The 23,188-nt window shown below is 57.5% G+C and carries 22 protein-coding genes; 9 read left to right on the plus strand and 13 right to left on the minus strand.

What is annotated here, in order from left to right; genetic code table 11:
* Nucleotides 1-12: 12 nt before the first annotated feature.
* Genes fdhF through LNA76_RS10245 form a run of 3 tightly spaced genes read right to left on the minus strand, consistent with a single transcriptional unit; the run spans nt 13 to nt 5,019 of the window.
* Complete coding sequence (gene fdhF, locus LNA76_RS10235) at nt 13-2,934, minus strand: formate dehydrogenase subunit alpha (RefSeq protein ID WP_230019024.1); 2,922 nt, start codon at nt 2,932-2,934, stop codon at nt 13-15.
* 13 nt (nt 2,935-2,947) lie between these two features.
* Nucleotides 2,948-4,516, minus strand: coding sequence for a formate dehydrogenase beta subunit (locus tag LNA76_RS10240; RefSeq protein WP_108728090.1), 1,569 nt, complete (start codon nt 4,514-4,516; stop codon nt 2,948-2,950).
* On the minus strand, nt 4,513-5,019 hold the full coding sequence (locus LNA76_RS10245; protein WP_094195656.1) for a formate dehydrogenase subunit gamma: 507 nt from the start codon (nt 5,017-5,019) through the stop codon (nt 4,513-4,515). Before LNA76_RS10245 ends, LNA76_RS10240 begins: the two co-directional genes overlap by 4 nt.
* A 202-nt stretch (nt 5,020-5,221) precedes the next feature.
* Between LNA76_RS10245 and LNA76_RS10250 the strand changes: the two genes are divergently transcribed.
* The 3 genes from LNA76_RS10250 to mobA all read left to right on the plus strand — a co-directional run bounded on the left by LNA76_RS10250 (nt 5,222) and on the right by mobA (nt 8,243).
* Nucleotides 5,222-6,328, plus strand: a complete 1,107-nt coding sequence (locus LNA76_RS10250) for a substrate-binding domain-containing protein (RefSeq protein WP_162496910.1) — start codon at nt 5,222-5,224, stop codon at nt 6,326-6,328.
* A gap of 284 nt (nt 6,329-6,612) precedes the next feature.
* Nucleotides 6,613-7,647: a GTP 3',8-cyclase MoaA gene (gene moaA, locus LNA76_RS10255; protein ID WP_159086153.1), complete on the plus strand. Its 1,035-nt coding sequence runs from the start codon at nt 6,613-6,615 to the stop codon at nt 7,645-7,647.
* Entirely contained in the window at nt 7,644-8,243 is a 600-nt protein-coding gene (gene mobA, locus LNA76_RS10260; RefSeq protein WP_230019025.1) for a molybdenum cofactor guanylyltransferase MobA, read from the plus strand. The genes moaA and mobA overlap by 4 nt, the downstream gene beginning before the upstream one ends.
* A gap of 114 nt (nt 8,244-8,357) precedes the next feature.
* Here mobA and LNA76_RS10265 read toward each other — a convergent pair whose 3' ends face one another.
* From LNA76_RS10265 to LNA76_RS10295, 7 genes are all read right to left on the minus strand, one after another.
* The gene (locus LNA76_RS10265; RefSeq protein ID WP_230019026.1) at nt 8,358-9,563 is read right to left on the minus strand and encodes a molybdopterin molybdotransferase MoeA; all 1,206 of its coding nucleotides are present in this window, start codon (nt 9,561-9,563) and stop codon (nt 8,358-8,360) included.
* A gap of 100 nt (nt 9,564-9,663) precedes the next feature.
* Entirely contained in the window at nt 9,664-10,194 is a 531-nt protein-coding gene (gene moaB / locus LNA76_RS10270; RefSeq protein ID WP_230019027.1) for a molybdenum cofactor biosynthesis protein B, read from the minus strand.
* On the minus strand, nt 10,187-10,666 hold the full coding sequence (locus LNA76_RS10275) for a molybdenum cofactor biosynthesis protein MoaE (protein ID WP_094195660.1): 480 nt from the start codon (nt 10,664-10,666) through the stop codon (nt 10,187-10,189). The genes moaB and LNA76_RS10275 overlap by 8 nt, the downstream gene beginning before the upstream one ends.
* Nucleotide 10,667: 1 nt before the next feature.
* Nucleotides 10,668-10,925 (minus strand): molybdopterin converting factor subunit 1, encoded by a 258-nt coding sequence (gene moaD / locus LNA76_RS10280; protein WP_009463873.1) that lies wholly within the window; start codon nt 10,923-10,925, stop codon nt 10,668-10,670.
* Nucleotides 10,926-10,944: 19 nt separating this feature from the next.
* Nucleotides 10,945-11,448, minus strand: a complete 504-nt coding sequence (gene moaC, locus LNA76_RS10285) for a cyclic pyranopterin monophosphate synthase MoaC (protein WP_094195661.1) — start codon at nt 11,446-11,448, stop codon at nt 10,945-10,947.
* An 80-nt stretch (nt 11,449-11,528) separates the two neighbouring features.
* Nucleotides 11,529-12,167 (minus strand): response regulator transcription factor, encoded by a 639-nt coding sequence (locus tag LNA76_RS10290; protein WP_094195662.1) that lies wholly within the window; start codon nt 12,165-12,167, stop codon nt 11,529-11,531.
* Entirely contained in the window at nt 12,160-14,130 is a 1,971-nt protein-coding gene (locus LNA76_RS10295; protein ID WP_108728081.1) for a PAS domain S-box protein, read from the minus strand. Before LNA76_RS10295 ends, LNA76_RS10290 begins: the two co-directional genes overlap by 8 nt.
* Before the next feature lie 115 nt (nt 14,131-14,245).
* Between LNA76_RS10295 and LNA76_RS10300 the strand changes: the two genes are divergently transcribed.
* The 5 genes from LNA76_RS10300 to LNA76_RS10320 all read left to right on the plus strand — a co-directional run bounded on the left by LNA76_RS10300 (nt 14,246) and on the right by LNA76_RS10320 (nt 19,870).
* Nucleotides 14,246-15,229, plus strand: coding sequence for a TRAP transporter substrate-binding protein (locus LNA76_RS10300; RefSeq protein ID WP_094195664.1), 984 nt, complete (start codon nt 14,246-14,248; stop codon nt 15,227-15,229).
* Between the two features lie 119 nt (nt 15,230-15,348).
* Nucleotides 15,349-15,984 (plus strand): TRAP transporter small permease, encoded by a 636-nt coding sequence (locus LNA76_RS10305; RefSeq protein ID WP_230019028.1) that lies wholly within the window; start codon nt 15,349-15,351, stop codon nt 15,982-15,984.
* The gene (locus tag LNA76_RS10310; protein WP_230019029.1) at nt 15,981-17,306 is read left to right on the plus strand and encodes a TRAP transporter large permease; all 1,326 of its coding nucleotides are present in this window, start codon (nt 15,981-15,983) and stop codon (nt 17,304-17,306) included. Before LNA76_RS10305 ends, LNA76_RS10310 begins: the two co-directional genes overlap by 4 nt.
* Nucleotides 17,307-17,696: 390 nt before the next feature.
* On the plus strand, nt 17,697-18,206 hold the full coding sequence (locus tag LNA76_RS10315; RefSeq protein WP_094195667.1) for a peroxiredoxin: 510 nt from the start codon (nt 17,697-17,699) through the stop codon (nt 18,204-18,206).
* A 164-nt stretch (nt 18,207-18,370) separates the two neighbouring features.
* Nucleotides 18,371-19,870 carry an MFS transporter gene (locus tag LNA76_RS10320; protein WP_094195668.1) on the plus strand — a complete coding sequence of 500 codons (1,500 nt, stop codon included), beginning with the start codon at nt 18,371-18,373 and terminating at the stop codon, nt 19,868-19,870.
* A 211-nt stretch (nt 19,871-20,081) separates the two neighbouring features.
* On the opposite strand, the gene LNA76_RS10325 is transcribed toward LNA76_RS10320, so the two are convergent.
* Together LNA76_RS10325 and bioB are read right to left on the minus strand one after the other, a co-directional pair.
* Nucleotides 20,082-20,933, minus strand: coding sequence for an EamA family transporter (locus LNA76_RS10325; RefSeq protein WP_108728079.1), 852 nt, complete (start codon nt 20,931-20,933; stop codon nt 20,082-20,084).
* A 1-nt stretch (nt 20,934) separates the two neighbouring features.
* Nucleotides 20,935-21,951, minus strand: a complete 1,017-nt coding sequence (bioB, locus tag LNA76_RS10330; protein ID WP_094195670.1) for a biotin synthase BioB — start codon at nt 21,949-21,951, stop codon at nt 20,935-20,937.
* A 288-nt stretch (nt 21,952-22,239) separates the two neighbouring features.
* Here bioB and LNA76_RS10335 point away from each other — a divergent pair, with 288 nt between their 5' ends.
* Nucleotides 22,240-22,662, plus strand: coding sequence for an acyl-CoA thioesterase (locus LNA76_RS10335; protein WP_230019030.1), 423 nt, complete (start codon nt 22,240-22,242; stop codon nt 22,660-22,662).
* Here the strand turns inward: LNA76_RS10335 and LNA76_RS10340 are convergent.
* Nucleotides 22,639-23,121: a DUF3293 domain-containing protein gene (locus LNA76_RS10340; protein WP_108728078.1), complete on the minus strand. Its 483-nt coding sequence runs from the start codon at nt 23,119-23,121 to the stop codon at nt 22,639-22,641. The two genes, LNA76_RS10335 and LNA76_RS10340, sit on opposite strands and share 24 nt — an antisense overlap.
* Nucleotides 23,122-23,188 lie beyond the last annotated feature (67 nt).

Consider the following 23,188-nt stretch of genomic DNA (forward strand, 5'->3'; position numbering starts at 1 on the left):
TGTTTAGACGCATCATACTTTCGCGACGGCCTCGGCAGGCTCATGCGAGTGGCTATGATCCGCCTGGGCCAAATCCTCGGCCGGGACGGTCTCGCCTTGCAGGAGACGTTGCTGAATATCGTGGAAACGATTCCAGCGATTTTGCCAGGCCGACTCGGAGGTCACGCGCTGAATTTGCACGGCCGTCACCTTGTACTCGGGGCAGTTGGTTGCCCAGTCCGAGTTGTTGGTGGTGACCACGTTGGCGCCCGACTCGGGAAAGTGGAAAGTAGTATAGACCACCCCAGGTTGTACCCGTTCGGTCACCGTCGCACGCAAGGCAGTCTCGCCCGCACGGCTCTTGACCGAAACTTTGTCGCCACTACGAATGCCACGATCTTCAGCATCCACCGGGTGAATTTCCAGCAAGTCTTCGGCATGCCAGGCCACGTTGTCGGTACGGCGGGTTTGTGCGCCCACGTTGTATTGCGACAGGATGCGGCCGGTCGTCAGCAGCAAGGGGAACTTGCGGCTGCTGCGCTCTTCGGTAGGCACATACTGGGTCAGCATAAAGCGGCCTTTGCCGCGCACGAACTCGTCAATGTGCATGGTGGGGGTGCCTTCAGGCGCTTGCTCGTTGCAAGGCCATTGCACGCTGCCACCCAGTTCCTGGATGCGATCGTAGGACACGCCGGTAAAGGTCGGTGTCAGGCGGGCGATCTCGTCCATGATCTGGCCGGGATGCTCGTAGCTCATGGGGTAGCCCAGCGCACGGGCCAGGGCGCAGGTGACTTCCCAGTCGGCCATGCCTGCCTTGGGTTCCATCACTTTGCGTACGCGCGAAATACGACGCTCGGCGTTGGTGAAGGTGCCGTCTTTTTCCAGGAAGGATGAACCGGGCAGGAATACGTGAGCGTATTTGGCGGTTTCGTTCAGGAACAGATCCTGCACTACCACACATTCCATGGCGGCCATGGCGGCGGCTACGTGCTGGGTGTTCGGGTCGGATTGAACAATGTCCTCGCCCTGGCAGTACAGCCCTTTGAAGCTGCCACTTAAGGCGGCCTCAAACATATTGGGAATGCGCAGGCCGGGTTCGGATTGCAGGGACACGCCCCAGGCTTCTTCAAACTGCTGACGTACGCTGGTGTCGGAGACGTGACGGTAGCCAGGGAATTCGTGCGGGAAGGAACCCATATCGCAGGAGCCTTGCACGTTGTTCTGACCACGCAGCGGGTTCACACCCACGCCTTCGCGGCCCACGTTGCCGGTGGCCATGGCCAGATTGGCAATGGCCATCACGGTGGTGGAACCTTGGCTGTGTTCAGTCACGCCCAGGCCGTAGTAAATCGAGCCGTTGCCGCCGGTGGCGTACAGACGGGCTGCGCCACGGATGTCCTCGGCGGACACGCCGCAAATCTCGGCCATGGCTTCTGGCGAGTTCTGGGGCTGGCTGACAAAGCTGCGCCATTCATTGAAGGCAGCAGTATCGCAGCGCTCGGCCACATAGGTTTCGTTCACCAGATTTTCGGTGACGATAACGTGGGCCATGGCAGTCAGTATGGCGGTGTTGGTGCCGGGGCGCAGGGGCAGGTGGTAGTCGGCCTGGATGTGTGGTGAGCTGACCAGTTCGGTCTGGCGCGGGTCGATCACGATCAGGCGCGCACCTTGGCGCAGGCGGCGTTTCAGGCGCGATGCAAACACGGGGTGGGCGGCGCTGGGGTTGGCACCCATCACGATCACCACGTCGGTGTGCATCACCGAGTCAAAGGTTTGTGTACCGGCGGACTCACCCAGGGTCATCTTCAGGCCGTAGCCGGTAGGGGAGTGACACACGCGGGCGCAGGTGTCCACGTTATTGGTACCAAAGGCGGCGCGAACCAGCTTTTGCACCAGATAGGTTTCTTCGTTGGTGCAACGCGAGGACGTAATACCGCCCACGGCGTCACGACCGTGCTGATCCTGAATGCGACGGAACTCGGACGCGGCGTAATTGATGGCCTCGTCCCACGACACTTCCTGCCAGGGATCGGTAATGCTCTTGCGTATCATGGGGTTCAGGATACGGTCCTGGTGAGTGGCGTAACCCCAGGCAAAACGGCCTTTCACGCAGGCGTGGCCACGGTTGGCCTTGCCGTCTTTCCAGGGGGTCATGCGAATGACCTTGTCGCCCTTCATCTCGGCCTTGAAGCCGCAACCGACACCGCAATAGGCGCAGGTGGTGATGACGGCGTGCTCGGGCTGGCCCAGATCGATAACGGATTTTTCCATCAGGGAGGATGTCGGGCAGGCCTGGACACAAGCACCACAGGACACGCAGTCGCTGCCCAGGAAATCGTCGTTCTGGCCGGCGGTGACGCGCGACTCAAAACCGCGCTTGTCGATGGTCAGTGCAAAGGTGCCCTGAACTTCCTCACAGGCGCGCACACAGCGGTTGCAGACAATGCACTTGCTGGAGTCGTAGGCAAAGTAGGGGTTGGAGTTGTCGGTGCTGTCGTCCAGATGGTTGGCACCCTCAAAGCCATAGCGCACGCTGCGCAGGCCCACAACACCGGCCATATCCTGCAGTTCGCAATTGCCGTTGGCAGGACAGGTCAGGCAGTCCAGCGGGTGATCGGAGATGTACAGTTCCATCACGTTGCGGCGCAGCTTGTGCAGGGTGTCGTTTTCGGTCTGGACGACCATGCCTTCTTCCACCAGGGTGGTGCAGGAAGCAGGGTGGCCGCGACGGCCTTCAATGTCCACCAGGCACAGACGGCAGGAGCCAAACGCTTCCAGCGAGTCGGTGGCGCACAGTTTGGGAATATTGATGCCGGCCAAGGCGGCCGCATGCATCACGGATGTGCCAACGGGCACTTCAATCAATTTGCCGTCAATGGTCAGGTTGACCATCTCGGTCTGGGTCGAGGCTGGGGTGCCCAGGTCACGTTCGCGTACGGCGACTGTTTCTTTCATGGTGATCTCCGTCTTAGACCTTGGCCAGGTCCTGCTCGGTTTGCGGGGCCAGTCCAAAATCCTGGGGAAAGTGTTCCAGCGCGGACAGGACGGGATACGGGGTCATGCCGCCCAAGGCGCACAAGGACCCGGAGAACATGGTGTCGCACAGATCACGCAGCAGCTCGACATGGTTGTCCATGTCTTGGCGGCGACGGATCTTCTGGATGGTCTCCACGCCACGCGTAGAGCCGATGCGACAGGGCGTGCATTTGCCACAGGATTCGATGGCACAGAACTCCATGGCGTACTGCGCCATGTGAGCCATGTCCACTGTGTCGTCAAAGGCCACCAGACCACCGTGACCGACCATGGCATTGATCTTCATGTAGGCTTCGTAGTCCAGCGGGACATCCCACTGGTGCTCGGGCAGATAGGCACCCAATGGGCCACCTACTTGCACCGCACGCAAAGGACGACCGCTGGCGCTGCCGCCACCGTAGTCGTACAGCAGTTCACGCAAGGTGACGCCAAAGGCTTTTTCCACCAGGCCACCGTTTTGCAGATTGCCGGTCAACTGGAACGCCAAGGTGCCACGCGAACGGCCCATGCCGTAGTTCTGGTAGTAAGCACCGCCCTTGGCCAGAATCACCGGCACGGAAGCCAGCGACACCACGTTATTGATCACGGTAGGCTGACCGAACAAGCCTTTGATGGCGGGCAGAGGTGGTTTCACACGCACCATGCCGCGTTTGCCTTCCAGACTGTCGAGCAGGGCGGTTTCTTCGCCACAGATGTAGGCGCCGGCTGCTTTGCGTACTTCCAGGTCGAACTCGTAGCCGCTGCCCTGAATATTCTTGCCCAGCCAGCCCGCCGCGCGCGCTGCCTCAATGGCTTCGTTCAGCGCTTGCACGGCCAGCGGATATTCGGAGCGCACGTAGATGTAGCCATAGGTCGCACCGACGGCCAGACCAGCAATCGTCATGCCTTCAATCAGGCACAGTGGGTCGCCTTCCATCAGCATGCGGTCAGAAAAGGTGCCCGAGTCGCCTTCGTCGGCATTACAGACAATGTATTTCTGTTGTGCCGGGGTGTTCAGTACCGTGTTCCATTTGATGCCGGTCGGGAAAGCGGCACCGCCACGACCACGCAGGCCGGAGTCGGTGACTTCTTTCACAATCGCGGCAGGTTCCATGGCCAGTGCTTTGCTCAAACCCTCAAAGCCACCACAGGCCTGATAATCGGCCACGCTGACCGGATCAATAATGCCCACGCGGGCAAACGTCAGGCGTTCCTGGTTCTTCAGGTAGGGGATGGCGTCCGTCAGGCCGTGGCACAGCTTATGTGTACCACCTTGCAGGAAACCGGCGTCAAACAGACCGGGCAAATCTTCAGTCTGGACAGGGCCATAAGCGACGCGGCCTGCTGCCGTTTGTACTTCCACCAGAGGTTCCAGCCAGAGCAAGCCGCGTGAGCCATTGCGCACGATCTGTATGTCCAGACCGCGCTCCTGAGCCTGGGCCGCCAGTTGCTGGGCAATCTCATGGGCGCCCATGGCGACCGCCGCAGTGTCGCGCGGAATGTAAACGGTGATGGTGCTCATGACTGGGCCTCCTGGCTGCTTAGCAGGGCGTCCAGTTTTTCGGGGGTGACGCGGGCATGGGGAACGCCGTCCAGCATGACAGCGGGGGATTGGGCGCACAGGCCCAGGCAGTAGACGGGCTCCAGTGTGTACTGGCCGTCGTCGCTGTTTTCGTGGAAGTCGCAGTTCAGGCGGCGACGGGCATGAGCCGTCAGCTCCAGCCCGCCCCGCGCCTGACAGGCTTCAGCCCGGCAGATTTCCAGGGTATGAGTCGCGTGAGGCTGGGTGCGAAAGTGGGCGTAAAAAGAGATAACGCCATGGATTTCCGCCCGGGATAGAGCCAGTTGTTCGGCCAGCACCGGCACCACGGACTCGGGAATACAGGCAATCCGGTCCTGAATCGTGTGCAAAATAGGCAATAGGTTACCTTTCTGGCCGGCGTGCTCCTGCACGGCCTGTAAGGTGACCTCTTCAGGCGTCAGGCCGGACTGGTCCTGCTCCTGGTGATGAGGGGTTGTTTGCATGTCCTGTGTGCGCGGTGCCCGAGTAGGGAGCCTGCGCCTCCATGTTTTTTTATGCACAGCCGTGCATATTATTTGACAGTGTTTTCCCTTGTAATCTAACCACTTAAGTCCATAACTTCAATAAGCAATATTTCGCATATATAATGTTTGGTACATGCAGCACAAAACATAAATACGAAAATACACTGGTCGACAAAAACACATGACCAAACAGAAATTCAAAGCCCGGCTGCGCTCTGAATGGATTCTGGAAAATGCAGACGGCGTGGAACTCCTCATGGGGGATGTGCTGCGTCTGTTGGGTGCCATCGAGCGACTGGGGCACTTGGCGGGAGCCAGCAAGGAATGCCAGTTTTCTTACAGACATGCCTGGGGCTTGTTGCGCAATGCCGAACAACAGTTTGATGCCGCCTTGCTGGAAACGTCCCGGCGTAAAGGCACCAAGCTGACCGAGTTTGCCCAGCGTTTGCTATGGGCAAACCGGCGCCTGGATGCGCGTCTGACGCCGACCCTGGAGAGCATGGCCTCCGAACTGGAAGAGGAGCTGGGTCGCTTGTATGCTCAGCCTCTGGACCGTTTGCGCTTTCAAGCCAGTCACGGATTTGCGATTGAAGGCTTGATGCGCTTTGCCAACGAACACGAGGGCTTGCCGCTGGAACTGCGCTATCGCACCGCTATTGAAGCACTGGCTTCGCTGGAGCGTGGGGACTGCGACCTGGCCGGTTTCCAGGTTCCGGTAGGCGAGTTCGAGGTGGCTGCCATGCGCCGTTATGGGCAATGGCTGTCACCGGCGCGTCACCGGCTGATTTTCCTGTCCACGCGCCGAACGGGCCTGTTTGTGGAACAGGGCAACCCCAAGAACATCACGGGCATGGCGGATTTGCTACGGCCCGATGTGCGCTTTGTGAACCGTCAGATGGGGTCCAGCACCCGCTTTCTGGCCACCTTGCTGCTGGGTCAGTTAGGGGTAAACACGAATGCGGTCCTGGGCTTTGAAACAACAGAATTGACGCATATGGCGGTGGCGGCCCATGTTGCCAGTGGCATGGCCGATACCGGGCTGGGTGTGGAAACAGCGGCCAGCCGATGCGGGCTGGAGTTTATTCCCCTGGCGCAGGAGCGTTACTTCATCGCGGTCGAGCAAGAAGCGCTGGATAAGGCTCCTATGCAGCAACTGATGAACGTGATTGGCGGTTCCGCGTATAGTCAATTCATGCAAGATCTGGTGGGTTATGACCCACGCGGTTTAGGGCAGATCATGACGCTGGAACAGGCATTCGGCCAGGCCGCCGACATGCTCTGGCGTTAGACCCCTTTGCTTGACGAAAACACACATACACCATGAGACGGGGCCAACCCTGTCCTTGAACGAAAGAGAACACCATGAGCGATGATCATGGGCCAACGTTTGAATCCCCGCCTGAAGGCGGGGGTTCGACAGGGCCACATCAAAAAGCGGCTCCTCCAGGCGCCGGGGCTTTGTCGTCGGGGCGGACTGACGCGGCGCCTGCTGGATCGGGGCTTGTACCGTCAGGCATTGAACAGGGGGTTCAAACGAGTGCTGCTGAACCTGCGCGCCGCCCTACCGTGCGCATGGCGGCGGTGTCTGAGCAACCGCTGGACAAGCGCCACCGTCCGTTTCACGATCTGCGTATTTCTCTGACCGACAAGTGCAATTTTCGCTGTACCTACTGTATGCCCAGGGAAGTGTTTGGCACGGACTACGAGTTCCTGCCTCATTCTTCCCTGCTCAGCTTTGAAGAGATCGAGCGCGTGGCACGGCAGGCGGTTTCCCTGGGCGTGCGCAAGCTGCGCCTGACAGGTGGCGAGCCGCTCTTGCGTCGAAATATTGAAGTGCTGATTGCCATGCTGGCCAAGCTGCGCACACCGGAGGGTGAGCCGGTAGAGCTGACTTTGACCACCAATGGCACCTTGTTGGGTCGCAAAGCTCAGGCGTTGAAAGACGCAGGCTTGAATCGCGTTACCGTCAGCCTGGATGCCTTGGACGATGCCCGCTTTACGCAACTCAGCGACAGCGGCGTGTCCGTGTCCACCGTGCTGGATGGCATTGCCAAGGCGCAGGCGGCAGGTTTGAGCCCGGTGAAGGTCAATATGGTGGTGCGTAAAGGCCTGAACGACGATCAGATTCTGCCCATGGTCGAGCACTTTAAAGGCTCCGGCCAGATTTTGCGCTTTATTGAATATATGGACGTGGGCACCAGCAATGGCTGGAATCTGGAAGAGGTCGTCAGCGGTGCGCAGATTGTGGAGCGTATCCAGTCCCGTTTCGCGCTGGAGCCGGTAGCGGCCCAATACCGTGGCGAAGTAGCCAGCCGCTGGCGTTTCAAGGATGGCACAGGGGAAGTGGGCGTGATTACCAGCGTGACGCAACCTTTCTGTGGGGACTGTTCACGCATGCGTCTTTCCCCGGAGGGACGTCTGTTTCTGTGTCTGTTTGCCTCTCAAGGTTATGATGTGCGGGCGCAATTGCGCTCGGGTGCTTCCGACGACCAGTTAGCCGCCTATATGCACGGTGTTTGGACGGGGCGGCAAGACCGATATTCCGAGATTCGGGGTGAGCACACCACGAGTCGTGACCGTATAGAAATGAGTTACATCGGCGGATGATAAGCACACAGGACATCAGCGGTATTGTGCTGGCAGGCGGACAGGCCCGGCGTTTTGATTTGTCGGGCCAGGTCGATAAAGGCTTGCTGCTTTTACAGGGCCAGCCTTTGGTTCAGCATCTGGTACGTCGCCTGCGCCCGCAGGTGGGGACTATCTTGATCAGTGCCAATCGCAATCCTGAACAGTATGTCCATTGGGGGCGGGTGGTGCCCGATGCGCTGGAGCTGGAAGGCTATCTGGGCCCCTTGGCCGGTCTGGCCAGTGTGCTGGATCAGGTTTCTACCCCGTGGGCCTTGTCCTGTCCCGTGGACTTGCCCTTTGTGCCAAAGGATCTGGGCAAACGCTTGATCAAAGCTGTAGAAGAGCAGGGCGCTGTCGCCGCTTATGCGCAAGCTGAACGCAGCCATCCTCTTTGTCTGCTGCTGCGTACTGATCAGGCTGCTAGCTTGAAACAGTATCTGCTGAGCGGTGAACGCCGCGTCATGAGCTGGTTGGAAAGCATAGCTGCGGTGGCAGTGGACTTTCGCGATGCACCGGAACATGCTTTTTTCAATATCAATACGCCGCAGGATCTGGATCAGGCACAAAGCTGGTAAGCCGGTTGTGGTGCTTTCGTCGCACCAGTAAATAGCACCAAATAAACAGCACGAAAAATCGCCCTGATCAGGGCGATTTTTTTTATGGCGAAGCCAAGGCTGAAGTGGTAGCTCTCAAGCCTGCCACTGGCTGTATTCGTACAGACGCACCACATCGCCGGGGGAGACATGGGAGTCGGCAGGGATGCGGGCCAGTGCCTGCGCCCAGGGCAAGGAGCTGATCACGCCCGAGCCCTGATTATTGAATGGCTGCGCCAGCAGGCGGCCTTGTTCGTCGCTATCCACTTGTACTCGGATGAACTCTTCGCGGTCACCTTCAAAGTGGCGCTCGCCTTGCAAAATGCCGTAGCGAATCGCAGGCAGTACTTGATGGCGGCCTTGCAGGCGACGAATCAGCGGTGACACCATCAAGGAAAACACCGCGTAAGAGGACACCGGATTGCCGGGTAGGCAGACCAGGGGCTTGTTGTCTATGTACGCCAGTGCCAGCGGTTTGCCGGGCTTCATGCGCACTTTCCACAGATCTAGCTGACCGCCTATCCCTTCGATGGCAGGCTTTACAAAGTCCTTTTCACCGACCGAGACACCTCCTACGGTCAGCACCAGATCGCAGCGTTGCAGTAGTGCTTTCAGGGCGTCCTGAATGGCTTCCAGTGTGTCTTTGGCATGGACAGCATGGACTGTTTCAACCCCTAGTGCTTGAAGCTGTGCACGCAGCATGGGGGCGTTGGAGTTGTAGATCTGGCCGGTTTTCAGTGGCTGACCGGCGGGGGTCAGTTCGTCACCTGTAGTCAGAATGCCCACTGTCAGGCGAGGGTAGACCTGTAGCTGAGCGTGGCCTTGCGCAGCCAGTTGGGCAATATGGGCTGCTGTCAGCTTGGTGCCTGTGGTGATCAGCACCTCACCGATGCGCATGTCTTCACCACGGCGGCGGATGTTCACGCCTGCCACGGGCATTTCCAGAATGCGCACGCCCTGTTCGTCTTCCTGGCAGTTCTCCTGAATCACCACGGTATCGGCACCGGGCGGCAGCATGCTGCCGGTAAAGATGCGAATCGCCATGTTCTCTTGCAGCGTTTCAGGAATATCGCCGGCATAGCAGCGTTGCTGAATGGGCAATACCTTGCCATCGGCAATATCAGCCAAGCGCAGGGCATAGCCGTCCATGGCGCTATTGTCAGCGGGCGGCATGTCCAACTGGGCCTGAATATCCTGGGCCAGAATACGTCCCAAGGCTTGCGACAAGTCGCAGGTCTCGATTTGGGTGGGAACTTGCCCTGCCTGGGCCAGCCTTTGCTGTGCTACGTCAAATTCGATCATAGGATGGATAAATTCGATAAAACAATTCGTGGCTCAGGGCGTCAGAGCACGGTGGAAAGGAGGTCGTTCCGGAGCAGCCACTGCCATGCCTTTGCAGGCATCAGGACTTGGCTGGCTCCAGATATTCAGAGGCAAAATTGCACGGGCGATGACGGCTGTCCAGTTGTTCTTTCAGGATTTTTTCCCAGGCTAGTTTGCAAGCGCCGCCCGAGCCGGGAATGCAGAACAGCAAGGTCCGGTTGGCCGTTCCAGCCAGCGCATCGGATTGCAAGGCCGAGGAGCCAATATCCTGATAGGACAGGTAGCGGAACTGTTCGCCAAAGCCGGTAATGACCTGATCGAGCAAAGGCGTGACTGCGGCAATCGTGGATTTTTTATGGCTGAAACCCGTACCGCCATTGCAGATGATGACGTTGATTTCCGGGTCCAGAATCCATTGGCTGAGCAGGGCGCGGATGGCGTAGATATTGTCCTTGCTGATGGCTCTCCGTACGCAGTAGTGGCCGCTGTCCGTCAGGCTGGCTGCCAGATAGTCGCCGGATGTGTCTTCATCTGGGCCACGGCGGTCTGAAATTGTCAGGACGGCCATATTCAATCGGGCAGCGGGTAAGTCGCTCTTGGCTTTAGACATGCTTGTTGGTGTCCGCAGAAGTATTCCAGGCATCGGTTTTCTGGGCGTCGCTGTCGCGCTGCTGTACCCAGAAACGTTTGCCGTCAGCCAGGGTTTCGCGTTTCCAGAAAGGAGCGCGGGTTTTCAGCACATCCATGATGAATTCGCAGGCACGAAAAGCATCGCCCCGGTGGGCGCTGGTCACGCCAACATAAACGATTTGTTCGGTCAGATGCAGTTCGCCCACACGGTGTACGACCAGCGTATCCAAAATGGGCCAGCGTTGGCGGGCCTGATCGCAAACCGCTTCGATCTCGCGCTCGCACATGCCAGGGTAGTGTTCCAGGAAAAGGGATTCGGTGGCAGTGCCATCGACCTGATCGCGCACATAGCCGGTAAAGGTCACCATGGCACCGGCCTTGCCGCCAGCCGTGGTACGCAGTTCGGCGTTCAGGGTGGCAACATCAAAATCTTCGGTCTGGATGCGAATCATCTCAACCTCCGGTGACGGGCTCGAACACAGCCACTTCATCGCCGGGTCGGACAGGGTCGGTGGGTTTGGCGTGAAACTGGTTCACCGCCACATGCAGGCGGCCTGCCATATCGCTCAAATTCGGGTGGCGTTGCAGTAGGGCCTCAGTCCATTGCTGGACGGTGCCTTCCTGGGGCCATTCCCAGTTTTCCTGGCGTTGGCCTGTGCGTTCGGCCACTTGGGCGAAGTACAGGACGCGCAATGTTAAAGGGCTTGTCATGCTATCTCCGTGAAAGGGCTTAGGCAAAAGCTGTCCAGGTCCCGCTTTTGCCGCCGGTTTTCTCCAGCAAACGGGTCTGTTCAATCACAATGCCTTTGTCGGCCGCTTTGCACATATCGTAAATGGTCAGGGCGGCAATGGAGCAGGCCGTCATGGCTTCCATCTCAACGCCAGTGGTATAGCGGGTGCGGCAGGTAGCCAGCACCGCAATGGTGCCCGCCGCCGCATCACTTTCAAAATCAATGCCGACAAAATCCAGGGGCAGGCTGTGGCACATAGGTATCAGTTCGGCACAGCGTTTGGCGGCCAGCACACCTGCCACACGGGCGGTGTTGAGCACTTCGCCCTTGGCATTGTGCTGGGCTGACAGCAGCTGATAGGCAGCCGGGCTCAAACGTACCACGGCGCGGGCAGTGGCAGAACGGGATGTCGCCGATTTGTGGCTGACATCGACCATCTGAACTTTGCCATCTTCATCCAGATGGGAAAGGTGCAAATCGGTGTTTTCGGTAGTGGTGCTCATGATCGCTCCGGGGACCGGGCCTAGTGCGCGGTTCTAATAGTTTATGGCTGCATTATATACACCCGCCCCGGTGGCTTTGACTAAGGCCCCGGCGGGTTGCGGTCTTCCCGCAGGCGGGCTGGGTCCAGTAGTCGGGCCAGCTCGATCAGCGTGCGGGCCTGCATCTTTTCCAGTGCTCGGGCACGGTGTACCTCCACCGTGCGCATGGTGATGTTCAGGTCCTGGGCAATCTGTTTGTTCAGTCGTCCCTCCAGCGCCAGGGCCAACACTTCACGTTCGCGCTGAGACAGGGTATCCAGCCGTTGCTCCAAAGCCTGCTCGTGGTCTCGTGCTTCCTGGCTGGCCTCGTAGTTGCGCAGCACCTCCAGCACGCGGTCCACCAGATCGTTATCGTTAAAAGGCTTTTCGATGAAATCTGCCGCGCCTTGTTTCAGCGCGGTCACGGCCAGGGGCAGGTCGCCGTGGCCGGTCAGAAAAATAACGGGCAGGCAGGACTGGCGCTGGCGCAGTTGTTCAAACACCTCCAGGCCGGACAGGCCATCCATGCGTATGTCGAGCAGAATGCAGCCTTGGGTTTCGGGGCCAAGTGCATTGAGAAAGGCCTCGCCGCATTCCCAGCGTTCGGTATTGACCTGACGGGTAGCAAAGAGCCAGGACAGGGCATCGCGGATGGCTGGGTCGTCGTCCACGATGTGGACCAAAGGGGCGTGCTTAGTCATGTTCGATCAAGGGCAAGGAAAACAGGAAGGTGGCACCGTGGGGAACCCCGTTTTCAAACCAGAGTTTGCCATGGTGCAGCTCCACAATGGAGCGGCAAATATTCAGACCAATGCCCAGGCCCTGAGCTTTGGTGGTGGTAAAGGCCTGGAACACCTCGGCCATGATGGTCGCTGCTACACCGGGGCCTTGGTCGGCCACCATCACCAGCACCACACCGTTGCTGGCCTGCATGCTGACTTCCAGTACCCGGCGTTCCGGCTCCAGGCCGGACATGGCTTCGGCAGCATTACGCAGCAGGTTGAAAATCAGTTGTTCCAGCAGCACCTTGTCGCCCATCACGGGCAGGTTCTCGGGGTGAGAGGGCACGATCAATTGAATCTGATGATGACGCAGGCCCGCCTTGGCCATGGCCAAGGCGCCTTGCAAGGCATCTGGCAAATTCAGGGGGCTGAGCTGCGGATCGCGTTTACGTACAAAGTCGTGAATGCGGTGGATGATTTGCCCGGCACGGCGTGTTTGTTCGGCCAGACTTTCCAGGCCTCGACGCAGCAGTGTCGGATCCAGTGGTTCATTACCCAGCAGGTTCAGGGAGCCGGCTGCATAGCTGGCAATGGCCGATAGCGGCTGGTTCAGTTCATGGGCCAGCGTGGAGGCCATCTCGCCCATGGTGATGAGTTTGGCCGTGTGGTGCAATTGTTCGGACTGTGAGCTGGCCAGGGCTTCGGCCTGCTTGCGCGAGCTGATGTCAATGATGGAACTGATCCAGCCCACATGCTGTTTCTGGGCGTCAATCAGCGGGGACTCAAAGACCTGTACATCGACGCGCGAGCCGTCCGGACGTTGGAACAGCGTGTCAAAGACTTGCACGGAGCGGGAGGACTTCAGGCGGTCCCGGCGCTCCAGCGTTTCATCCATCATCTCCGGCACCCACCAGGGCATGGGCGGTGCCAGACCAATAATTTCTTCGCTGCTGCGCCCGACCAGTTCGCAAAACGCCGGGTTCACATACAGCACCTTGCCGTCCAGATCGCGGGCGCGCATGCCGGTCACCATGGAGTTCTCGATGGCACTGCGAAAGGCTTGTTCCTGCCTCAAGGCCAGCTCGGCATCACGGCGTTTGCGTGCGTAGTGATGTTGCATGGCCAGGTTCACCACAGCCAGTAAAGCCAGACCGGCAATGACGGTCAGCAGCAAGGTGAAGGTGGGAATGTTTTTTTGCGGATAGGGTGTCATCAGCAAACGTACGCCATGCAAAGGCGGGTCTACCGACATGGCGTAACGTAATTCGCTTTGCCCCGGCTCGCCTTTGGAGCGTGTAGCCAGCGTCTGGTCGCCCTGGTCGATCAGGGAGACGTGATACTGCTCGGCGATCCACCAGGGCACGTTTTCCATCAGAATGGTGGCCAGGGAAAAGGTGGCGCGCAAGGTGCCGACAATCTCGTTGTCCTCGTAAATGGGCACCACCAGATCCAGCACACTTTCCTGGTGCTCATTGGAGTAGTAGGCAGGTAACCAGGTGGACGTGCGGGGCGTGCTGACGTGGGCCGCAATCCGGGTGTCGGCACCGGGAGGGCGCACCAGCAAAGTGGTGCCAAAGCGATCTTGTACCGCGACTTTGAGCAGATCGGGGTGAATGGTTTTGAAGTGCTGTAACTGTGTCAGTGCCGTCTGGGTGGTGGCGGGCTGGGAGTGAACTTCAATTTCACTGGCAATGCGGCTTAAATTGTTCTCGTGCGAGCGCAATTGAAAGGACAGGGACTGCTCCACCCACAGGGCATTGCGTATCAGCTCGTTGGATTGCTCCTCATGGCGCTCCTTGCTGACTGCCCAGGCAAACACGCCCATCAGCAGCACAATAATCAGAATGGCCAAAATAGGCACATAGGTGCTGATCGGGTGGGCGGCCAGGGTGCGTGAGGCAGCCTGGCGCATGAATCCGGACGGACGGGCAAGACGCATCATGACAAAAGGTTTCGGATTTCCACAATAGATAATTCGGGACTGCTTTTTTAAGCTACACGCTTTCAAGCAAATCAATCAATAACACGTGTCGGTTCCCCACCGACCGGAGGCAAACATGAAAAAGACCCTTGTGGCCAGCTTGCTGGCGTCCGTATTCCTGTCCGCGCCTGTTCTGGCCAACCCCATGATCATCAAGTTCAGCCACGTTGTGTCGCCAGACACACCCAAGGGCAAGGGCGCTGTGCGCTTTAAGGAACTGGCCGAAAAATACACCGAGGGCAAGGTCGTTGTCGAAGTCTACCCGAACTCGCAACTGTACAAAGACAAGGAAGAACTCGAAGCCCTGCAACTGGGCGCGGTACACATGCTGGCCCCATCGCTGGCCAAGTTCGGTCCTTTGGGCGTACGTGAATTTGAGGTGTTCGATCTGCCTTTCATCTTCAATGACCGCAACGATCTGCGTAAGGTCACCGAAGGGCCTGTGGGCCGCATGCTGCTGGACAAACTGGAGCCCAAGGGCATCAAGGGCCTGGCTTACTGGGACAACGGTTTTAAGGTCATGAGCGCCAATACGCCCCTGAAAAGCGTGGACGATTTCCTGGGCCTGAAGATGCGTATTCAGTCCTCCAAGGTTCTGGAAGCTCAGTTCAAGGCACTGGATGCCGTGCCTCAGGTGATGGCGTTCTCGGAGGTGTACCAAGCCCTGCAAACCGGTGTGGTCGATGGCACCGAGAACCCGCCGTCCAATATGTACACCCAGAAAATGCATGAAGTGCAAAAGCACGCCACCGTGTCCAATCACGGTTATCTGGGCTATGCCGTGATTGTGAACAAGAAGTTCTGGGAAGGTCTGCCTGACGATATCCGCCAAGGCATGGAAAAGGCCATGGCCGAAGCCACGGTTTACGCCAACGATATTGCCGAGCAAGAGAACAACGATTCCATGAAGGCTATGCAAGAGTCCGGCAAGACTCAGTTCTATCAGTTGAGCGATGCCGAGCGTCAGGAGTGGGTCAAGCAACTGCATCCTGTTCACAAGGAAATGGCATCTCGTATCGGCCAGGACGTGATCGATGCCTTTTACAAGGCGACCGAATAAAGTCGGTTTTCTCTGCTTATCTTGTACAGGTCTGTTTCAGACCTGCTCCGTTTTTCTTCCCGCTACTGCGCCGCGCCTGCCCGTGATCCGGGTGGGCCCGCTGTAGTCTGGAGCTACCCATGTTCTTACGTATTCTGGACCGCTTTGAGGAGACGTTCATCTCGCTTCTCATGGTGGCCGCCGTGGTGATTATTTTCGTAGCGGTCTGCCAGCGTTACTCGGTCAGCATGCTGGCTGATCTGGTGTCCTGGTCGCGGGCTCAGGGTTACGAATCCGTGATGGCGTTGGCCCGTTCAAGCTATCGCAGTGTGGCTGGCATCAATTTGCTCTGGGCGCAGGAGCTGTGTATTTACCTGTTTGTCTGGATGGCCAAGTTTGGTGCCGCATACGGCGTACGCGTGGGTATCCACGTGGGTGTGGACGTGCTGGTTAACGCGGTAGGGCCGCGTTGGCGCCATCTGCTGGTGGTGATTTCCCTGTTCGCCGGTGCCTTGTTTACCGCCATGGTTGCCTGGATTGGCGGCAGCTTTGTCTACGACATTGCCCATACAGCTCAAGTGTCGGCTGACCTGGAAGTGCCTGTCTGGATTGTGTACCTGGCGGTGCCTGCGGGTTCCCTGCTGATGTGTTTTCGTTTCCTGCAAGCCTTGATGAATTTCATTCAGACTGGCCAGTTGCCCCATCACGAGCCTGCGGCTGATCTGATCGCTGAAACAGAGCGCGGTGTGTCTGAATCCGAAGGAGCGCGCGCATGACCGCCCTGATTATTTTTGCCTTGCTGGCTATCCTGCTGTTGACAGGCATGCCCGTGTCGATTGCCCTGGGTCTGACGGTGATGGGGTTCCTGTTCACCATGACAGACGTGCCCATGGACAGTATTGCTCTGAAGCTGTTTACCGGCATCGAGAAGTTCGAGATCATGGCGATTCCGTTCTTCATTCTGGCCGGTAGCTTCCTGACGCATGGTGGGGTCGCGCAGCGCATGATTCGCTTTGCGGCCTCCATGGTGGGCCATTTGCCCGGCGGCATGGGCTTGGCAGCGGTACTGGCTTGCGCCTTGTTTGCCTCGATCAGTGGTTCTTCGCCAGCTACCGTGGCGGCCATTGGGTCGATCATGATTCCGGCGATGGTCAAACAAGGCTATCCCGCACAGTTCGGAACCGGCATTGTGGCTACCTCTGGTGGTTTGGGTATCTTGCTGCCACCTTCAATTGTGATGGTGATGTACGCGGTGGCTACCAGCGGCATGATGGTCGAAGGCCCGGATGGTGCCAAAGTAGGCACTGCCTCGATTGGTCAGCTATTTATTGCAGGTGTGGTGCCGGGCTTGATCTTGGCGCTTGCCCTGGGTGCGACCACCATGTTCCGCGCCTGGAAAATGAACTACCCCCGTATGCCGCGTGCTTCTTTCAAAGAGCGCTGGCGTGCCTTCATGGATTCCATCTGGGGGTTGATGCTGATCGTTATTGTGATGGGGGGAATTTACTCCGGTGTGTTCACGCCGACCGAAGCTGCCGCCATCAGTGCCGTGTACGCTTTTGTGATTGCGGTCTGGGTCTACAAGGATGTGAAGCTGCGCGAGGTAAAACGCATTGTGCTGGAGTCGGCGGCTATGAGTGCCATGCTGCTGTACATCATCACGAACGCGGTCATGTTCGCCTTCATTTTGACCTCCGAGCAGATTCCACAAGCGATTGCCGAATGGATTGTGTCGCAAGGGATGGGGCTGATTGCCTTCTTGCTGTTCGTCAATGTCTTGTTGCTGGTGATCGGTATGGTCATGGAGCCATCGGGGCTGATCCTGATCATGGCCCCCATTTTGTTCCCGGTTGCCATGAAGCTGGGCATGGACCCGGTTCACTTCGGCATCATGATGGTGGTGAATATGGAGATCGGGCTGGCGACGCCGCCGGTTGGCTTGAATCTGTATGTGGCGTCCAGCATATCGAAGCTGGGCCTGACCGAAGTGACCAAGTCCACCATGCCGTGGTTGCTGACGGGCCTGGCCTTCCTCTTGATGATTACCTTCATTCCAGGAATTACGCTTTGGCTGCCCCGCATGATGGGATGGCTGTAGAGTTCCTGATCGCTATCGGCGAGCAGGGCAAGGTGAGCCCATGATGGGGCAGTACGGCTTTATGCAATCGGCGTAAAACGTGAATCACCTGGAAGGCCGGGCAAAAAGCCCGGCCTTTTTTTGTGGGTGAGTGTTTTAGTGTTGACAGATTTTTTTGCTGTATGGACTGTATTTTTTGAGTGCCGGGACTGGCTGATTCCAGCATCCACCAAAGGTTGCTGCCTACGTGTGCTGGTCTGATTGTCTTTCAGCGCTGAATGGTTTTTCTTGGTTGTGTAGGCAAATGAAACGTACTGATAAGTATTATTTGTCTATCAGACACGCTAGTCTATTAGTATCATAGTTTGATCGGGCCGCCATACTGGCGGTGTTTATTCATACGGAGACCTTATGTCCATTTCAGTCGGTGAGCGCGTTCCAGACGCGACCCTTAGTGAGTACATTGAAACCGCCACAGAAAGTTGCCCGATGGGCCCCAATAACTTTCAGGTGGCTGATCTGGTTAAAGGCAAGAAAATTGCCGTGTTTGCTGTCCCTGGCGCTTTCACTCCCACCTGCTCCGAGCAGCACTTGCCTGGCTTTGTCGCCAAGGCAGATGAGTTCAAGGCTGCTGGCGTGGATGAAATCTGGTGCGTGTCTGTGAACGATGCTTTCGTGATGGGTGCATGGGGTAAGTCCCTGAATGTCAATGGCAAAGTGCGCTTGTTGGCTGACGGCAGTGCGGTCTGGACCAAGAAACTGGGTCTGGAGTTTGATCTGACGGCCAAAGGTCTGGGCGTTCGTTCCAAACGTTTTTCCGCCTTGCTCGATGATGGCGTTGTTAAACAATTGAACATTGAGAACGACGGAGGCCTGCATACGTCAGATGCAGATACTCTGCTCAAACAGGTACAGTCTTAAGTATCTGACTCTGCGCCAGTCCGGCCAGGCGTGGGAGTGAAAGCTTACAAAGCGCTGGCTGCAAGCTGGCGCTTTTTTTACCGTGCTTTTGTCGTGGCACCCCGGCTGGAGTGTGGGGGATAGCCAGAGTAAGCACGGTGCTGCTGTTTTTTTAGGATGTGTGAATGCTGTCATCGGTGGGTGCGTTTTCGTCCCTGTACTTTGCGACCCTGATGCTCTTGCTCAGCTCGGGCCTATTCAACACCTTCATGGGGGTGCGCCTGACGGCCATCTCCGTGTCAGAGGTATGGATTGGTGGGCTGATTGCGGTGTATTACCTGGGCCTGGTATTTGGTGCTCGTATGGGCCATCGCCTGATCATGGGCGTGGGCCATATTCGTGCGTACGCCGCCAGTGCTGCCATTGTCACCATCTGTGTGCTGGTGCAGATTCTGATCGACTCCATGTATGTCTGGCTGCTGTTGCGTTTTTTGGCGGGCGCAGCGATGGTAGTGCAGTTCATGGGTATTGAAAGCTGGCTGAACGAGCAAAGCGACAATAGCCAGCGCGGTACAATTTTTGCCATTTACATGGTGTTCTCCAGTCTGGGCACGGTGTTGGGACAGTTGTCGTTAACGCTGTTCCCGCATCTGAATTACGAACCCCTGGTTTTTGTGGCGATCTGTTCGGCCTTCAGTCTTGTGCCGGTGGCGATTACCCGTCGCAGTCATCCGCCTTTGCAAGTCCCCGCACCCATTAATGCGCGTTACTACGTAGATCGCGTGCCCTTGTCCTTGATGGTGCTGCTGGTGGCTGGCATGTTGACAGGGGCCTTCTACGGGCTGGCCCCGGTATATGCGGTGCGAGTCCATTTAAGTAGTGAGCAGGCCGCCTTGTTTGTTGCGGTGTCGGTGGCAGCCGGGGTGTTGGCTCAGTGGCCGGTAGGCTGGTTGGCAGATCGCATGAATCGCGTCAAGCTCATCCGCATCAATGCAATCTGTTTGCTGGTCTTGGCTATTCCCTTGTGGGGCTGGTTCGAGGCACCGTTCTGGTTCTTGCTGGTTTTTTCCGCGCTGTTCGGGATTCTGCAATTTACGCTCTACCCCTTGGGGGCGGCGTTTGCCAACGATAACGTGGACCCAGAGCGGCGGGTCGGGTTGAGCGCCATCCTGTATATGGTGTATGGCTTGGGGGCCTGTTTGGGGCCGCTGCTTGCCGGCGGCCTGATGACTTACATCGGCAGCAACCTGTACTACATTTTCGTGGCGGCCTGTGGTTTGGCACTGGTCCTGTTGGTTCGTCCGCAAAAAGTGCTGGGCGATCACTTGAGCCAGGATGCGCCAACCAACTTTGTGCCTATGCCCGATAGCTTGCAAAGCTCGGCTGCGGCGGTGGCATTGGATCCTCGGGTCGATATCAGTTCTGACGTGTCACACGACCCGGTGTTCGAGGATCTGCCCCCGGTTGAGGAGCGCGTGCCTGCGACAACGGAAAGTACTGCGGTAGAGCGCCAGGCGGAGGATGAGGCCGTAGAAGCGACACTTGCCGAGGACGACAAGAGGGTTGATCCTGTTGCGGGAAGTTCCGGAGGCTTGGATGATTCTGGGAACCCGGCAGATGTGGATAGCTCGGGCGGTGCGCAAGAGGCAGAGAGCAAGCGGAAACCGTCAGATCCAGCTCCGTAAACAGTCGACAGAATCGAGCCTGTTTTCGTGGCGCTTTACGACCATGATTCACTCAAAAAAACCCAGGCCAGGCCTGGGTTTTTTCTTTGCCCGGATCTTAAATCTGGAATTCAAGCCCGTTAGATTTAGCTTCAAGCTCAATCTTGCCAGCCAGAATATCCTGCTGCCGCGCTGCACTACGCAGGCGTGTATGAGATACGCCTGGGACTGTTTAACGTGGAATCAGGGCCACGATCGCGCCTATTGCCAGGGCAACCCCCACGATATTGAGGGCGCTGAGTTTTTCTTTGAAGAAGCCCGCTCCAACAATGGCCCCCAAGGCAATGACGCCAATATTCATGGCCGAGAACACCAGGGTGGGGTTTTCCGGGAAGATTTGGTGGGCGCGGATGTAAAAGAAAATATTTCCGAAGTTCAGCAGGCCTAGTACCAGACCAGCCAAGAGACTGCCTTTGTGCCAACTGGTGCGCTTGGCCAGCAGCCAGCACAGCATCAGCACTCCTGCCAAGGAGAAGGACACCACCAGACTGCTGGAGAAAGCGGCGCCGGCTTTGGAGAGCTGTTTGAACATGATGTCGATCACGCCATAGCCCAGCCAGACCGCCAGCAGCATCAGGGCCGGATGTCCGGAACCCGCGTCCTGCTTACTGGTTTGGTGGGGACGTATCAGCAAGCACAGCAGGGCGGTCAGGGCCAAGCCTATGCCCAATAGTTTCTGTCCGCCCAGATGCTCGCCAAACAGCAGAAAGGCCGCCAGCAAGGGGATGAACAGAGACAGGCGTTGGGCGGCATCGCTCAATACAATACCGGCCTGGCGTACGGCTGCCGCCATGAACAGAAAGACACTAGGCAAAAGCACGCCCAAGGCAATCAGAATCCACCAGGGTGTGGCGGGATTGAGCAGGCTGCTGGGGTGTGGTTGCAGCAAGACCAGGCTTAAGGTTACTGCCACGCCGTAGTTGACCATGATGGCCTGGGCGACATCGATCTGCCGCTGGCGGGCAACTTTGAGCAGAATGGAAACAGCAACACTGCACAGAATACTGGCGATCAAAGTGAGCATATTAAAGGGCCTCGACCATCGCGCGTGGACGGGTTTGTTCCAAAGACAAAGGAGGTTCGGACAGTGTGGTTTTGGCCGCTTCCAGTTGCAGGCGGGCAAACAGATCCTGGTCCGCTACAAACTGCGGGTTGCCGGTGGTCAGCAATTGCTCGCCATAGAAGATGGAATTGGCCCCCGCCATAAAGCACAGGGCCTGTGTGCTGTCATCCATGGTTTCGCGGCCCGCTGACAGGCGCACGGCGCTGGTGGGCATGAGGATACGTGCAATGGCGATAGTGCGTACAAACTCGAAGGGGTCCAGGTCATCGACCTGATCGAGCGGTGTGCCTGGCACTTTTACCAATTGGTTGATGGGCACGGACTCGGGGTAGGGGCGCATATTGGCCAACTGGGCCAGCAGGCCGGCACGCTCGCGGCGACTTTCGCCCATGCCAATGATCCCGCCACAGCAACTGTTCAAGCCGGCTGCACGTACGCGTTCCAGCGTGTCCAGGCGGTCCTGGTAGGTGCGTGTGCTGATGATCTGGCCATAGAACTCGGGAGAGGTGTCCAGGTTGTGATTGTAGTAATCCAGCCCAGCCTCTTTTAGGCGTTCGGCCTGACCGTCTTTCAGCATGCCCAAAGTGACACAGGTTTCCAGCCCCATCGCTTTGACGGCACTGACCATATCAATGACTTGGTCCAACTGCTTTTCTGTAGGGGAACGCCAGGCGGCACCCATGCAAAAACGCTGTGCGCCCTGTGCCTGGGCCGCGCGGGCCGCCTCCAGTACCTGTTCCAGAGGCATCAAGGGTTCGGGTTCCAGCTCGGTCTGGTATTTGGAGGATTGCGGGCAGTAGGAGCAATCCTCGGGACAGGCGCCAGTCTTGATGGACAGCAGGCTGGAGAGCTGGATTTGATTGGCGGGGTGGTGCTGTCTATGTACGCTTTGCGCCTGGAATACGAGATCCATAAAGGGCAGTTCGTAAAGCTCCATGATGCGACGAATTGTCCAGGGTGCGGGGTTATTTACAGACATGGCAGGCTACCTTATTCAGTGACGCGGCTATGCTAGGTGCTCTGCCTGTGAAAGACGACTTCTGTCCCTGCTTGGAAGTGACGGCTTTCCCTCTGCAGAGGCTTTTTTCAGTGATAATTAAGCGAAATTGTTGCTAACTTCGCTTAATTGATATGCCCGATCGCGATACAAATTGTTTCTTGGCCAGTGTTTGCAAAATGTTTCTGTTGCTGGTTTAGTACCTGATTAGCGTGGTTTCCACCTTTTTATTCGCAGTAAACTGACCGGTGATTTTGCGAAAGGATAAACATGCACGTGTTCGAGCGCCGCATCACGGTGGAGTGGGGTGATTGCGATGAGGCCGGGATCGTTTTTTATCCCAACTATTTTTACTGGTTTGATTGCACGTATCAGGCGTGGCTGCGGCAGGCTGGTTTGAGCCAGCGTGTCTTGCGACAAGAATACGATGCCGTAACCCCGTTGGTGGATGTCGGTGCCAACTTCCGCGCACCTGTTACCTATGACCGCGAAATTCGCGTTTGTGTGCATGTGACCCAATGGCTGGAGCGGCGTTTCAAGCTTGAATATCAAGCCTTCAATATGGATGGTGTGCTGGTAGCAACTGGCCACGAGTGGCGTGCCTGGGCGCGGGTCTTGCCGGAGGGGCGGCTGAAAGGAGCTGCCATTGCCGATGGTTTCCGTCAGCGTCTAGAAGGGAGCAGGGCTGTTTAAATCAGCCTGATTGGAGACAGGCAGTCGCTGCTGCACGTGGTGCAACTGTGGTTTGCCATTGGTCGGGATATAGACAAAAGCCAATTGCTTGAACAGGCGTGCTTGCCAGCGCGCTTGTTGCAGACTGATGTCCAATACCAGCAAGCTGGGTTCATCCGGCCATTTACCTTTGGGGTCCAGGTTCACGGCGGGCCACCAATGAAGGTCCTGTTTTTGCAAATCGCGTAGCAGGGTTTCCTGAACGGCATCGTTAAAGGCGCGGCTGCAAATTTGGGCGCCTGGATTGCAGGCGGTCAAAATCGCTGCGCCACGACTGTTTTCTTGTTCCAGCAATTGATTCAGAGTGCGGTTGAGCTGGCCGATGCGCACGTCTATATCGCCCTGAGGGCTGTGTACTCGGTAAATTGCCTTCTCGAAAGCGTGAGACAGGGCGGCGGGCAAGTTGTTCGGTGTAGACATAAGCTAACTGGCGTCGTTCTGTTCTCCAGGCCCACAAGACTGGCCGTGGGACACATGGTTTTTCCCT

The organism is Alcaligenes sp. MMA, assembly GCF_020907215.1.
GTDB classification, from domain to species: Bacteria; Pseudomonadota; Gammaproteobacteria; order Burkholderiales; family Burkholderiaceae_B; genus Alcaligenes; species Alcaligenes aquatilis.